General features: G+C 48.9%; 10 protein-coding genes and 1 pseudogene. 8 read left to right on the forward strand and 3 right to left on the reverse strand.

Annotated features, from left to right (window positions below; translation table 11 throughout):
* Together P0X86_RS15020 and cntE are read left to right on the forward strand one after the other, a co-directional pair.
* Positions 1–747 (forward strand): ABC transporter ATP-binding protein, encoded by a 747-nt coding sequence (locus P0X86_RS15020; protein WP_277748848.1) that lies wholly within the window; start codon positions 1–3, stop codon positions 745–747.
* Positions 748–777: 30 nt separating this feature from the next.
* Complete coding sequence (gene cntE / locus P0X86_RS15025; protein WP_277748849.1) at positions 778–1,992, forward strand: staphylopine family metallophore export MFS transporter CntE; 1,215 nt, start codon at positions 778–780, stop codon at positions 1,990–1,992.
* A gap of 108 nt (positions 1,993–2,100) precedes the next feature.
* Here the strand turns inward: cntE and P0X86_RS15030 are convergent, their stop codons facing one another.
* Positions 2,101–3,048 (reverse strand): ketopantoate reductase family protein, encoded by a 948-nt coding sequence (locus tag P0X86_RS15030; RefSeq protein ID WP_277748850.1) that lies wholly within the window; start codon positions 3,046–3,048, stop codon positions 2,101–2,103.
* Positions 3,049–3,289: 241 nt separating this feature from the next.
* Between P0X86_RS15030 and P0X86_RS15035 the strand changes: the two genes are divergently transcribed.
* The 4 genes from P0X86_RS15035 (at position 3,290) to bahA (ending at position 8,221) form a co-directional block, all read left to right on the forward strand.
* Positions 3,290–3,859: a TetR/AcrR family transcriptional regulator gene (locus P0X86_RS15035; RefSeq protein ID WP_277748851.1), complete on the forward strand. Its 570-nt coding sequence runs from the start codon at positions 3,290–3,292 to the stop codon at positions 3,857–3,859.
* Positions 3,860–3,997: 138 nt separating this feature from the next.
* The gene (locus P0X86_RS15040) at positions 3,998–4,711 is read left to right on the forward strand and encodes a response regulator transcription factor (protein ID WP_277748852.1); all 714 of its coding nucleotides are present in this window, start codon (positions 3,998–4,000) and stop codon (positions 4,709–4,711) included.
* Entirely contained in the window at positions 4,708–5,865 is a 1,158-nt protein-coding gene (locus tag P0X86_RS15045; RefSeq protein ID WP_277748853.1) for a sensor histidine kinase, read from the forward strand. The genes P0X86_RS15040 and P0X86_RS15045 overlap by 4 nt, the downstream gene beginning before the upstream one ends.
* 97 nt (positions 5,866–5,962) lie before the next feature.
* On the forward strand, positions 5,963–8,221 hold the full coding sequence (gene bahA / locus P0X86_RS15050) for a bacitracin amidohydrolase BahA (protein WP_277748854.1): 2,259 nt from the start codon (positions 5,963–5,965) through the stop codon (positions 8,219–8,221).
* A gap of 121 nt (positions 8,222–8,342) precedes the next feature.
* Here the strand turns inward: bahA and P0X86_RS15055 are convergent, their stop codons facing one another.
* Together P0X86_RS15055 and P0X86_RS15060 are read right to left on the reverse strand one after the other, a co-directional pair.
* Positions 8,343–9,368 carry a sensor histidine kinase gene (locus P0X86_RS15055; RefSeq protein WP_277748855.1) on the reverse strand — a complete coding sequence of 342 codons (1,026 nt, stop codon included), beginning with the start codon at positions 9,366–9,368 and terminating at the stop codon, positions 8,343–8,345.
* Positions 9,365–10,036: a response regulator transcription factor gene (locus P0X86_RS15060; protein WP_277748856.1), complete on the reverse strand. Its 672-nt coding sequence runs from the start codon at positions 10,034–10,036 to the stop codon at positions 9,365–9,367. Before P0X86_RS15060 ends, P0X86_RS15055 begins: the two co-directional genes overlap by 4 nt.
* A gap of 239 nt (positions 10,037–10,275) precedes the next feature.
* Between P0X86_RS15060 and P0X86_RS33150 the strand changes: the two are divergent.
* Both P0X86_RS33150 and P0X86_RS15065 read left to right on the forward strand, forming a co-directional pair.
* Positions 10,276–11,022 (forward strand): annotated as a pseudogene (locus P0X86_RS33150) (ABC transporter ATP-binding protein); the annotation flags it as partial.
* A gap of 183 nt (positions 11,023–11,205) precedes the next feature.
* A complete protein-coding gene (locus P0X86_RS15065; protein ID WP_347177555.1) occupies positions 11,206–14,214 on the forward strand; it encodes an FtsX-like permease family protein in 3,009 nt (1,002 codons plus the stop codon).
* The last annotated feature ends 34 nt before the right edge of the window (positions 14,215–14,248 follow it).

Here is a 14,248-nt window from a genome sequence, read left to right on the forward strand (position 1 = left end):
GTGCTGAAGGTAGAGAACGTACATAAATCCTACCGGGTAGGCGGCCTGTTTTCGAGGAAAAAGCAGCAAATTCTGCACGATGTAAGCTTCGAATGCGGAAGCGGCGAATGCCTTGGCATCATCGGCGAGAGCGGAAGCGGAAAATCTACCCTTGGACGATTGATTTTGGGTATTGAACAACCGGACCAAGGGGCCGTCTTATTCGAAGGAAACGATGTGAGGAATCGTCATGTGCGTTCCGGCAATATGAGTGCCGTTTTTCAGGATTATACGTCTTCGATCAACCCGTTCTATACCGTGAAGGAAGCCATTATGGAGCCCTTAACGGCGCAGGGTCCGGTACGTTCCGACCAAGACGCCCGAGTCGATCGTTTGCTGCAACAGGTCGGGTTGGACGCTTCCTACAAAACGAAATATGCGCATGAGTTATCCGGCGGAGAGGCGCAGAGGGTCTGCATTGCCAGAGCGATTGCCACGGAGCCCAAGTGCATCGTGCTCGACGAGGCGATCAGTTCTTTGGACGTATCCGTACAGATACAAGTCCTCCGCTTATTGAAGGAGCTTAAAGACATCTATCAGATGAGTTACGTCTTCATCACGCACGACATTCAAGCTGCCGCTTATATTTGCGACAGGGTTCTTATTTTCAGAAGCGGCAAGGTGGAGGAGACGATCGACGTCAAGCAATTAAAGCATGTTCAGTCGGATTATGCCAAAAAATTAATGGAGCATTTGATTACGTTCTAACGTTTACATGCAAGCAGGAGGAGAAATATAGTGAGTGGAGCGATGTCTTGGCCGTTTTTGCGTTTATATATGCTGGCCCTGCTTTATTTCAGCGCCAATGCCTTACTCAACGTCATCATTCCGCTTCAAGGAGCCGCATGGGGAGCCAGCAGCACAACCATCGGTCTCGTCATGGGGGCTTACATGCTGACAACGATGTTCTTTCGGCCCTGGGCCGGGCATTTGATCCAAAAGCATGGGCCCGTTAAGGTGCTGCGCCTGGTTCTGTTGGTAAACGGCACTGCCCTGATTCTGTACACTTGTACCGGATTAGGGGGATACCTCATGGCTCGAATTTTGCAAGGCATATGCACGGCTTTTTTTTCGATGGCATTACAGATCGGCATCATTGATGCGCTGCCTGAGAAGGAGCGTTCGCAAGGCATTTCATTTTATTCATTGTTCACCTATATCCCGGGCGTGATCGGTCCGGTTCTCGCATTAGGCCTCTGGCAGACGGACGGCATGGATTCATTCACCGTTATTCTTGTTGCGATCGCCATTTGTACAGGTTTATTCGGGTACAGCGTCAAGATGGACAAAGAGAAGGCCCCACCGGAACAAGCGACAAGCCGTTCAGGCGTGTTCCATTCCTTCGGGCAAATCGTCAAAAATCGGTTCCTGTTCCGATGCAGTGTCTTGATGCTGTCGTCATCCATCGTATTCGGAGCGGTCACCACGTTTATGCCTTTATACGGCGAGCAGCTGAACAGCGGCAGCGCCGGCATTTACTTGATGCTCCAGGCTGCGGTCGTTGTCGCTTCGCGGTTTGTCCTGAGAGAACGAATTCCGTCCGATGGCAGATGGCATTCATGGTTTATCATGGGTACCATGCTTCTTGTAACCCTGGCTTCGGCATGCATCAGCCTGTCTTTAGAGTTGGGTAGCATGCTGCTGTACGCAGGCGCCATTCTTATGGGCATGGCCCAGGCGCTGCTGTACCCTACGTTAACGACTTATTTGTCATTTGTATTGCCTTCGTCCAACCGCAACGTGTTAATCGGTTTGTTCATTGCGATGGCCGATTTAGGCGTATCCTTGGGCGGGGTCGCGATGGGACCGATCGCCGATTATTTGTCCTACTCCACCATGTATATGATCTGTGCAATTTTAAGCATGATGATGGTTATTTTCGCGTACGAGCGAAAAGGAAGCTTTGCTGCTTCAAACTCCGCCCATATCAGGGAGAGAGAAGGGGATGTTTAGCAATGTACGCCTGAAGGTTCAAGAATCTCTGCTCGCTAGTTGAGCAGAGATTCTTTTTGATTTACTCAAAAGCTACTTATATTGGCTACGTGATCCATAAGCCATCATTTAAGATCTCTGCCGCTCAGGCAGGGAATATTGTTGAAGCTCATCCCAATGCGGCGTCGCCATATTCGCGCTTTTCTTTAATTCGGCAAAAGCTTGCTGCAGCGCTGTCACCTCGTTGGCCGACACCGCCTTATCACTTAACAGAATTCTGCTGATCGGGATAGACAGCATCATCTTCAATAGAATGTAAAAGAGCTTTCTGTTTTTGCGGGCGAACTGCTTTTGAGCGGCAGGCGTAACCGTGAACCCGTTTTTCTCCAATACTTGATGCCCCTCATCCATAGCATGGATGACAAGATGAAGAAGCTTCCTGTCTTTGGCGGCTCTGCGCAAATTCCCGTTATATGTAGAAGCAATGGAATTCAAAGCCAAGATCATAACATAATGGCTCTTCAGCCACTCATTCATATTGTTTTGGTAGGTCCATGCATATTTGGTGTTTGCCAGAGTCTGATCGATGAACGGCCGCCAAGACAGATCCTCGCCTAAGCCTCCGATATTGATTTTGGTTCTTGGGCCGCGCACGCTAATGACAAGGCCGTTCTCTCTCCAGCCGGCGATCGATTGAAAAGCGAAGGCCACATGTTTCGTTACAGGGCTATGGGCTTGCAAGTAGGTTTGCATATCCTGAGGGCTTGCATTGTTGCCCATGATCACGACATGGCGGCTGTGATTCGCAGCCAGTGCAGGCAATACGGCCTCGAAATCCGGATATTTCATCACGACAAAAATAAGGTCATATACATCGTCCGGCTCTAGCTCGCGGATGACCCTCACGTTATGAAACGTAGTTTTGAATTGAAAATAATGACGGATGACATTGCCGTTCTTCTCCAGCTCATCCGCTCTTTGTCCTCTGGCCAGCATCGTGACGTTGTGTCCTACGCGCACCAGCTCGTGGGCTAAATAACTGCCCAGAACGCCTGCGCCGTAAACCAATATTCGCATAATAGGTCCCCCATTGTAGATTAAACGCTTGGATCAAAACGAGTTTGCTCAAGCGCATATTGAATGTATTGATCATAGTTTTTAAATAATCGACTTGATATTTAAAAATTACAGCTTGATTCTATATGGATCTTGCTAAGACTGTCAAGAAGTTTTTAAATATTTCCTGTTTAATTTAAAAACTGTACAGGTTATGTTAAACTACGTGTAGTGATGAATGCGGAAGCGAGTGAGGATTTTGATGAACAAATTCGAAGTGAGAACGCAGCAGAAGAAGGATGCGATCGTTCAAGCGGCCTTAAAGCTTTTTAAAGAAAAAGGCTTCGTCCACGTCAGCATCAAAGACATTGCCGAAGAATCCGGAGTGTCGTCCGTATCGCTGTATAACTATTTTGGCAGCAAAGAAGGGGTGGTCAAAGAATGCGCAAACGTTCTGATGCAGAATACCATCCGTATGGCCACGGAGCTGTTAAACCAAGATATCGAGTTTAAAGACAAGTTATCCCGCGTGCTTGCGATCTGCGCCGACCAAGACTATCAATTGCTTTGTACCCCAGGCGCGGTCGAAGATCAGGTGCTGGCTAGCTTATACAGCGAAAGCACCAATAAAATTAGACTGGAGCTTATTCAGGAATTTATTGAGCTGGGGAAGAAGGAAGGGGCGATTCATTCTTCGGTCTCGCTGGAGACCCTGTTGGAATTATTGAATGCCGTCGGGACGCTGCAAGCTTCCTGGGCAAGAGCCGGGAATTATAACCACAAGATGGCTGAACTTAACCAGCTTCTCTTGTTTGGTTTTATCGGACGCTAATGAATCAATAATAAAATGACCTCCGCCGTATCCGGTGAGAGGTTATTTCTGTTGTTTAATAATGCTGACGAGACAACGCAAAAAAGGAAATTAACCTTCCAAGGAGAACCATATACTACTTGAAGGAGGATGCTTTTTATGCCTAGAACCATACTTGTAGTCGATGATGATCCGGATATCGTAGACATGCTGAAACTCTATTTAGACGCAGAAAGATATACGACTTTGGCAGCCTTCGACGGGCTTGCTGCGCTTGAGCATCTCCGAAGCCAACGCGTCGATCTCGCTCTGTTCGATATCATGATGCCGGTCATCGACGGATACCAGCTGCTCCGCACGATTAGACAGGATTATAAAATCCCGGTCATTCTCGTATCGGCCAAAAATCAGGAGCTTGATAAAATCACGGGTCTCAAGCTCGGAGCAGACGATTATGTTTCCAAACCGTTTAGCCCGATGGAAGTAATGGCAAGAATTCAGGCCCAGTTAAGACGGTCCTATGAATTCAATGAGCCGTCGGAACCTGACCCGGTTTCCGTCACCCGCATCGGTGATTTGGTGCTGGATCATCGCGAATATATACTGTATATCCAGGGAAAGCCCATTTCGCTCAGCGCGATCGAATATAAATTGTTAAACCTGTTTATGGGAGAACCGGGGCGCGTATTTACGAAACGTCAAATGTTTGAGCATGCCTGGGACGAGATGTACCTGGCCGACGATAACGCCGTTATGGTGCAGATTAGCAGGCTGCGGGACAAAATCGAGACCAATCCGAGAAACCCCGTTTATATCAAAACCATCCGCGGCCTCGGCTACCGGTTTGCCAAGAAAGATGAGTTAGACACATGAAAACGCCTAATCGTTTACAGCGTTCGCTGATCAAACAATACTTGTATTTCTTTGTTACGATTGCCATCATTGCGGCGTTATCGTTGTTTATATTGAATGCGCAAATCATGAATTATTTTCTCGATTCAACCGGTCAGATAAAGGTGGAGGAGACTCAGAAGGGCCATTCGCCCGCTACGCCAGAGGAGAGATACAGCGATCAACAAGAGCGCGTATTTTATAAAATGGCTCTTCAGACCCTGCTTCTGTTTCTCGTTTTGTTTGCGATCACCGTGTATGCGTTCGGAAGAAGGACCGCTTTGAGGCTCACGACTCCGCTCAGCTCCATAGCCGACGGTATTCGAAACATTGCCCAAGGTCAATACCGCAAAAGGCTAAACTTCAAAGCAAGCTATGAGCTCGCGCAGATCCAGGACGATTTCAATGATATGGCAGAGCGTCTCGAGCGGATGGAGCGGGAAAAGCAGGAGCTGGAAGAAAGCAAGCAGCGCATGCTGATCGACATCTCACATGACTTGAAGACACCGTTGACTACCATACGGGGCTATATCGAAGCGCTGGAGGCGGGACTCGTGGATACGGAAGAGAGAAGACGCCAGGTGTTGCGTTTGATATCCGACAAAGCCAGTCTGATGTCGGAGCTGATTGACGGCATCTTTGACCTGTCCAAGCTGGACAGTGCCGATGTTCCTTTTTCCGTTGAATTCTCCGACATTACGGAATTTACGAGGGAAATCGCGGCCGAATATTATGAGGTTTTCGAAGATAAACAGCTTGTTTTCCGTTACGATATTCCCGATCGGGAAATGAGGGTCCCGTTCAACGCGATCTGGTTATACCGGGCGGTTTCCAATATGCTGTCCAATGCATGGAAATACAACCCTCCCGGCACAACCGTGGAATTGAAATTGGTAATCGCAGAGAACGGGGTTGAGATTCACGTTGCGGATGATGGCGCCGGTATCCCGGATGCCCTAAAGGATAGGGTGTTTGAAGCTTTCGTTCGCGGAGACACGGCACGGACAAGCGATGGCGGCACGGGACTCGGTTTGGCGATTGCCAAACAAGTGGCAGAGAAGCATGGAGGAAAGATCAGGCTTACAACAACAAACGGGCAGACGACATTCGTTCTGTTTCTGCCGAGCAATATGTAAGATTTCTGAAAGAATTGAGAAAGTGCACAGAAAGAGTGATCCGGTATCCTCAGATGTAGAACGATCTACTAAATAGAGTGCAGGAGGACTGGGAAGAGTGGAAATACAAAAAGAGAAAGAGAACGAGAAGGGCATTGCCATTATACAAAGAATCGTTGCAAACCGGAAACGTATGCAGCCTTTAACACCTGGATGGAAGGGAGCGTCGCTTGGACTAGGAGGCATCGCCTTCATTCTAATCCTGATCCAGGCCGATTATTTATTGACGGGGCACGGTTTCATAAAATATATCGCGGGCACGTTTTTGTTTGTTTTAGCGATTGCCATGATAAGCGGCTTGACGGCGTTGCTGCTGCACGGAGTCAAGAAACTGCCAAGCCGTTATATTTGGACGTTGACAGGCTCACTGACCTTGCTTGTATTCTGCTTCATCGTGCCGCCGAAAGTATCGGCCTTGTTCATTGCATGTTTGGCCTTTGTTTTTTCTTTATTTGGGGCATTGCTTTATAAAATTGCAGCCGGAAGCTACAGGCAAGTCTCAAAAGCAAGGAGAATCGGCGCCATGGCCTGCTTGTCCTTGATCACCATCGTGATCGGAGCGGGCAGCTTCTGGCTGATTCGGGAGGGAGATGAAGCAGCTCCGGCCATCACGTTACAACAGCTGAAAACCTCAAGCCGGTATGAAGAAACCTTGATGAACAATCCGGCAGAACAAGGCACATTTCCCGTCCAAAGCCTGTTATACGGAAGTCCTGACAACTACCGGAAAGAGTTTAATCAAAGCGGTTCGCTGACGACCAAAACGGTGGATGCAGCCGAGTTTGTCGATAAATGGTCCTCAGGGCGAACGAAGTCGCTTGGATTCGGACCGGATGCCATGCCGTTAAACGGAAAAGTATGGTATCCCGAAGGGGAGGGCACATTTCCGCTGGTCCTGATTGTGCATGGAAACCACTTAATGAACGATTATTCCGATCCCGGTTACGAATACCTCGGCAAACTGCTCGCGAGCAAAGGGTATATTTTCGTCTCCGTGGATGAAAATTTCCTGAATGCCGCCCCATACGAGGACCTTTTTCTGGTTAGCGCCCTCCAACGCGAAAATCCGGCAAGAGGTCTGCTGCTGCTGGAGCATTTGAAGACATGGAAGGGCTGGAACAGCGATCCGGACAACCCGTTTTATCAAAAGGTCGATATGGAACGAATCGCCCTCATCGGTCATTCCCGGGGAGGCGAAGCGGTCGCGATTGCGGCGGCCTTCAACAAACTCGGCAATCACCCGGATCACGGCCATATCAAGTTTGACTATAACTTCTCGATCCGCTCTCTCGTTTCCATTGCGGGAACGGACGGGCAGTATCAGCCGCAAGGCAAACCGCTGCCGCTGCAGGACGTGAATTATCTCTCTTTGCATGGAGCTCATGATATGGACGTCAACAGCCTGGACGCTGCCAAACAATATCATCGGATTCGTTATACCGAAGGCAAAGATTACATGAAGTCGATGATTTATGTCTATGGAGCCAACCATGGCCAGTTCAACGGAGGCTGGAACAGAGGGGATGGGGCAGGTCTTGCGAATCGTCTCTTTAACCTTCGTCAAATCATGCCGCGGGAAGAGCAGGAAACGATTGCCAAGGTGTTTATTTCCGGTTTTCTCGATGCAACGCTTAAGGACCAACGTCAATATCGGGAGATGTTCACGGATTTGGGTTACGCCAAGGAATGGATTCCCGACAACCTGTACGTGGGCAATGTTTACGATTCGGGGACGACCATGATTGCCGATTTTGAAGAAGACATCGATCTGCAGAGCACGACGCTGCCTGGCGGCAGCCTGATGGGCGAACATCTCCGGGTATGGAAGGAGGAGAAGGTAAGGACCAAGCATGGCTTGGCCGATTACAGCGCGGTTCGCTTAGGCTGGGACACGAGTGGAGAATCCGAACCTGCATCCTTCACGGTCACGCTGCCGGAACGCGGCATGGAAACGGGAACGGAAAGCTCTGTCGTATTTTCGATGGCGGACGCCCGTGGAAAAGACGCGAGCGGCGACCCGAATGAACTGATCAATGCAACGGTTTCCGTTGAAGACAAGAAAGGCAATCAGGCAAGTCTTCCCCTCAGCCACATATCCAAACTGCCGCCTGTTATCGAAGGTAAACTTCTCAAATGGCCGTTTTCGAATTCCGGGAACATTTCGGAGCCCGTATTTCAAAGCTATGACTTCCCGTTAAGCGATTTTGAACAAATGAATCCGGACTTCAACCCGCAGCAGCTGAGCAAGGTCCGTATTCAATTCAACCTGACTAAGCGGGGAACCGTGCTTCTGAGCGACATGGGGATCCGATCGTAACATGCTTGATATGGTCTGATAGGATGACTTTGATGACTGCCACTCGACAATACGCTAAAGAAGCCGCCATATTGGCGGCTTCTTCGCTTTAGATTGAGCAGCGGGCTCCAACCGTTATCGCTTATAAGCGGTAATACGTGTCCGTTTTCGGAAAATGAATCGTGACTGCTGTATACCTCCCAGCCTCCGATCGGATAGACAAATGATGTCCCAGCTTATGCGCCAATTGTTTTGCGAGATAAAGTCCCATGCCGGTTGATTTGGGATGGCTTCTTCCGGTAGATCCGGTAAATCCTTTCTCAAAGACTCGATGAAGGTCCTCCGGCTGGATCCCGATCCCCGTATCTACAATGTTTAACCGCTTTTCTTTACGGTCTTCTTCGGCCGTGAAAGTAATGTTCCCGCCTTCGTCCGTATATTTCAACGCATTTGCAACGATTTGATCAAGGATAAATCCGAGCCATTTGCGGTCGGTATGGATGGTTTGCCGAATGTCCTCCATATGGAACCGAATCTGTTTATTGATAAACGTCTTGGCGAATTTTTTCGCACAGGTTTTAATGATCGCTTCCAACGGTTCTTCCGTGATGAAATAATCCTTGGAAAAAGAATCGATTCGAGAATAGTACAGTGCCTGCTCCACGTAATTTTCGATTTTATCCAGTTCATCCTCAAGTTTATCGGCCAGGGAATCAGCCGTTTCCTCCGTGCTGTTTTCCATGAGCAAACGACTTGCTGCAATCGGTAGCTTTACCTCATGAATCCAGGACATGATAAATTCCTGGTGATCTATTTTCTCTTCGTTGAGTTTCCGGAGGTCCCGTTCATGATGCCGGTGCAATTTGGCAAAAAGCTCGAGATACAGCCGCTGCTGCGAATTTTGCGGTTCAGGGGCAGCGACAGGCCAATCTTCCCGGTCAAGATCGATCAGCTCCTGCAGCTTGCGGTAATAGGATCTGCGATAAACATAGCCAATCAGTAAGTAGGCTGCGGTGAAGGCCAAACAAACGATTTGAATATAAAGAACGCTGCCTAAGGCGTGGCCCGTGTTGACGGATAGGGCAACAATCATCGAAATAAAGCCCATCATCCCGGCGTACAGCAACAAAAAATAACGTTTGTCCTTAATGTATTGAAAGAAACTCATGGGATCATATAACCTTTCCCTTTCTTGGTTACAATCCAGTTTTCCTTGCCGATGCCGGCCAGTTTTTTGCGCAAGCGGACGATGTTGACGGTTAACGTGTTTTCGTCCACAAAGCTTTCATCCTGCCAAAGATGACGCATGATTTTCTTGCGGTCTACAACGGTTCCCTTCTGCTGCATCAGGATCTTCAATATACTGACTTCGGTTTTGGTAAGCTCCGCTTGTTCGCTTTCATACGTGAGCGTCCCTTTGTCCGGAAGGAACACGACCCCCTCATGCTCGAACACGTTGGATTGCATGTCCGAATAGGAATACGTTCGGCGCAGCAGCGCATTGACTTTAGCGGTCAAAACATCCATATGGAACGGCTTCTGAATATAATCGTCCCCGCCCATATTCACCGACATGACAACGTCCATGGGCGAATCGCGGGAAGAAAGAAAGAGCACCGGTACATTGGAGATTTCCCTGATCTTTTGACACCAGTAAAATCCATCATACGACGGCAAGTTGATATCCATGATCACAAGATGAGGCTGGTCATGAATAAAGCATAACGCGACCTGGTCAAAGTTATCGACGCTGATCGTTTCCAGGCTCCATTTGGTTAAAGCTAACTGGATCATCCCGCGAATGGTCGGGTCATCCTCTACGATCATGATTTTCATAAACGATCCTCCCGGGCGTTACTAGCGGCAAATTAAACACATTGTATACGATCTTCCCGCGGCAGACAAGCAAGTTTCTGGGCTGCTTCCTTTGTCTAATGTGACAGGAATGTAAGGTTGAGAGGGAAGTTGTAAGCTAAAGTAAAGGTGACCTGTATTAAGATCAGGATAAGAAATACATGATTTCGAAATCGTGCTGACATTGTTTCTATATTGATAACCAGGAAGGAAAGATCAACATGAAAATGGTAGTGAACGCGGCTCAGGTTCGAAAGGTTTATGGCGTAAAAGGAAATGTCTATACCGCCTTGGATGATATCGATTTGACCGTGCAGGAGGGAGAGTTCGTAGGGATCATGGGGCCGTCGGGCGCAGGCAAATCGACGTTGCTCCATGTGCTGGCAACGATCGATCAGCCTACCTCCGGAGACGTTGTGATAGACGGGATGGACGTGCTGAAGATGGATGAGGAACAGCTATCCGCTTTTCGCCGGGATAAACTGGGATTCATTTTTCAAGATTACAATTTGCTGGACACGTTAACCGTGAAGGAGAACATCTTGCTGCCCTTGGCGCTGGCCAAGATGAATGTCAAAGAACTGGAGTTTAGAGTGGGGGAGATCGCGGACAAATTCGGCATCACCCCGATTCTGGACAAATACCCGTATCAGATTTCCGGAGGGCAAAAACAGCGGACTGCGGCTTCACGCGCCATGATTTCCGGCCCCAGCCTGCTGCTGGCCGATGAGCCGACCGGCGCTCTGGATTCGAAATCGGCGACCGACCTGCTGGAGAGCCTGAAGGACTTGAATGAATATGATCAGGCAACGATTCTGATGGTCACCCACGATACGTTTGCGGCAAGCTATTGCAAGCGCGTGCTGTTTATTAAGGACGGTCGCATTTTCACGGAACTGACGAAAGGCGAGGCATCCCGCAAACACTTTTTCAAAAAAATACTGGATGTATTGACCGTACTGGGGGGAATGCAAGTGACCTTGTTTGACATCGTGAAAAAGAACATGAAAGGGAACTTCAAAAACTACGCCCTCTATTTCATTTCCATCCTGTTCAGCGTCATCATCTATTATACTTTCCTTTCTTTGCAGTACAGCCAAGAAATTGCGAGTTCAATCGAATCGTCGCAGAGCATGCAATCCGTTTTTATGATGGCGTCCATCCTATTGATTGTGTTTGTTGCCGTCTTTATCATGTACTCCAACCGTTTTTTTTCGAGACAGCGTAAAAAGGAAGTAGGTTTGTACGCGCTATTTGGTTTGCCCAAAAAAAAGATCGGGAAAATGCTGTTTTATGAAAACCTGATCATTGGGGTGACGGTTTTAATCATAGGAATCATGATCGGCACATTGTTATCCAAGCTGTTCGCCATGATATTAATCAAACTGCTGGGGACGCCTGTACAGGTAGGCATGGCTTTCTCCCTTCGCGCGCTGGTTCATACGCTCATCGTGTTCATGGTGATTATTTTGGCGACATCGATCCAAGGCTATCGATTGATCTACAGCTTTAAACTCATCGAATTGTTTCGCGCGGAGCAGAAAGGGGAGCAGGAACCGAAAGCGTCGTTTCTATCGGCGGTGGGTGCAGTTCTCTGTCTGGCTGCGGGGTACGGATTCGCTTTCCGCGATTTTTCCGTCACCGAAGAAATTCTTGTCAACCTGAGCGTGATGACCGTCGGTATTATCGCTGGAACGCTTCTGCTCTTCTCCTCCTTGGTCATTGTCTTGTTGAGAACCGCCAAGAAGAGAAAGCGAAGTTATTATAAAGGCATGAATCTGGTCATCACCTCTAATTTGGTGTACCGGATTAAAGGAAACGCTCGTTTGTTAAGCGTCATTTCCCTGTTATCCGCAGCAGCTTTGTGCGCTTTCAGTGTCGGATTAGGTGCGTATTTCACTTTTGACAAAACATCGAAGCTCACGGCACCGTTTAGCTACATTTATATTGCCCAGGACAAAGCCTTTAATCAGAATGTAGACGATATCATACGCGGGGATGCAGCGCATCCGATTATAGCGCAAATGACGATTCCGGTGCTGGAGACAAAAGGGGAGGCTTCCGATCCAGAGATCCTTCCGGAGAGAATGATCGAAGCCGATAAAACCCCGCTCAAAGTGGTTTCGATCGATCAATACAACCAGGTGGCAAAGGTGTTGCGCTTCCCCGTTCTTGATCCGATCGAACAGGATGAAGCCGTTGCGATCCGGCCTATGTATACGGACTATGAGTGGTCCGATTACGAAGGCGAAACGGTGGACATCGAATTGCCTGATCAACGGATAACCCTTGCTTTTGCGGGGATGACCGTAGAACGAATCATCAATTGGAGTTATCCGGATGTGATGATTATTGTAAGTAACGGCACCTACGACAACATCGAGGCGCAAGTTTCGCCGACCCGCTATGTCGGGTATGCCGTGCAGGAACAGAAGACGACGAAGCACACGGCCGATGCGCTGGCGGCGCTGAAGACACCGGAATCGAACCTGTCTTCTTTTTATTCCGAATACCGGCTTGGAATCGAAGAAGCGGCCTTTAATGTGTTTATATTAGGATTTTTGGGGCTCGTTTTTGTCATGGCAACAGGAAGCATGATCTATTTCAAGCAATTGACAGAAGCGGCGACAGACAAACCTCGATTCGATATTCTTAAAAAAGTCGGCGTAAGCGGAAAAGAAATCAATATGGCCATCATCAAGCAGAACGCCTTCATTTTTGCTTTGCCGCTCGCGATCGGGCTTGCCCACTACATGGTCATCCTGCAATTGTTGAAAAGGTTATTCAGCAATATGGCAGGCGCCAGTCTCTTGCTGCCCATCCTGATCTGCGTCGCTGTGTTTATCCTGATCTATACGGTTTATTATGTGCTCACGGTCAACTCCATCAGCAGGATCGTCCATGGAAAGTCTGCCCCCGTGGCAAGAATTGCAGTTATCGCCATTACGGTCTGTCTTCTGGTTCTGATTGGCATATTCTTCGGCACGGAAACCCCTGCAACGCAGGATGAAAGGGGCCCGGCAGAGAAAATCCAGTTACAGCTTCCAAATCCTACTGGAGAATACGCTGTGGGGTCGATGGAAATGCACTTCAAGGATGACAACCGGGTGGACCCATGGAAACAGGACAGAGACAGGGAGCTGATGGTCAGCATATGGTACCCGGCCACGGGAAAAAGCGAGCAGAAGGCTTTGTACATGCAGCCCGAAGCAGCAAAGTATTACGACGAAAACACGATCTCCACGATCGGGTTGGATCCCGGCAGCGTCGATCTATCCGGTATCGGCACACACTCTTGGGTGAATGCGCCTCCACTGAACAACGGCGATGGGTGGCCGATCCTCATCTACACACCTGGCGGATCTGTTCCAAGAAACTTCGGGACGGCTGTAGTCGAAGACTTGGCCAGCAGAGGTTATGTGGTGGTTGCAGTCGATCATACGTATGAAGCCTCTGCGGTCCAGTTTCCCGATGGTCGTGTGGCCACGGAGTCGTTACCGCCATTCAGTGCAGAAACGGTACTGAAGATGCTAGAGGTACGAGTGGATGACATCCAACATGTATTGGATCAACTCGAATTCATAAAGAAAGGCCGTTATTCAGGCGATCCTTTACTCGCTGGATTTCAAGAAGCATGGGACCTGTCAAAGATCGGAATATTCGGACATTCCGCAGGTGGGGCTACCGCTGCTCAGGTGATGTATGAGGATGACCGGGTCGACGCCGGCATCGATATGGATGGAACGATGGGGCACATGCCCGATAACCCGCTCCCGGTGGCGCAGCACGGTTTGGATCGTCCTTTCATGCTCATGAATTCAGGCTACAATAAGGAGGGCGAGGTTGATTCCCATCTAACCGCGATGGACCGTCAATCGTTCTGGCAGCATTCGACCGGCTGGAAGCTCGATTTAAGCATACCCGAGGGAGCACATTATACGTTTACAGATTATCAGTCGCTCCTTCCACAGCTTCAGGAGAGGCTGAGCCTTTCGCCGCGAGTCGTCCAACAATTTATCGGGACAGCTGAGCCCGAACGGACGATCGCCGTCCATCGAGAGTATGTCGCTGCTTTTTTCGATTATCATCTAAAGGGTGCACCACAGCAGCTGCTGAACTCTCCGTCCGCAGACTATCCCATGGTTGATTTTATTCCTTAATGTCAGAGGCGTGAACCGCGATGGAGCATCATGC

The organism is Paenibacillus sp. BR1-192 (assembly GCF_029542445.1).
Lineage (GTDB): Bacteria > Bacillota > Bacilli > Paenibacillales > Paenibacillaceae > Paenibacillus_AQ > Paenibacillus_AQ lautus_A.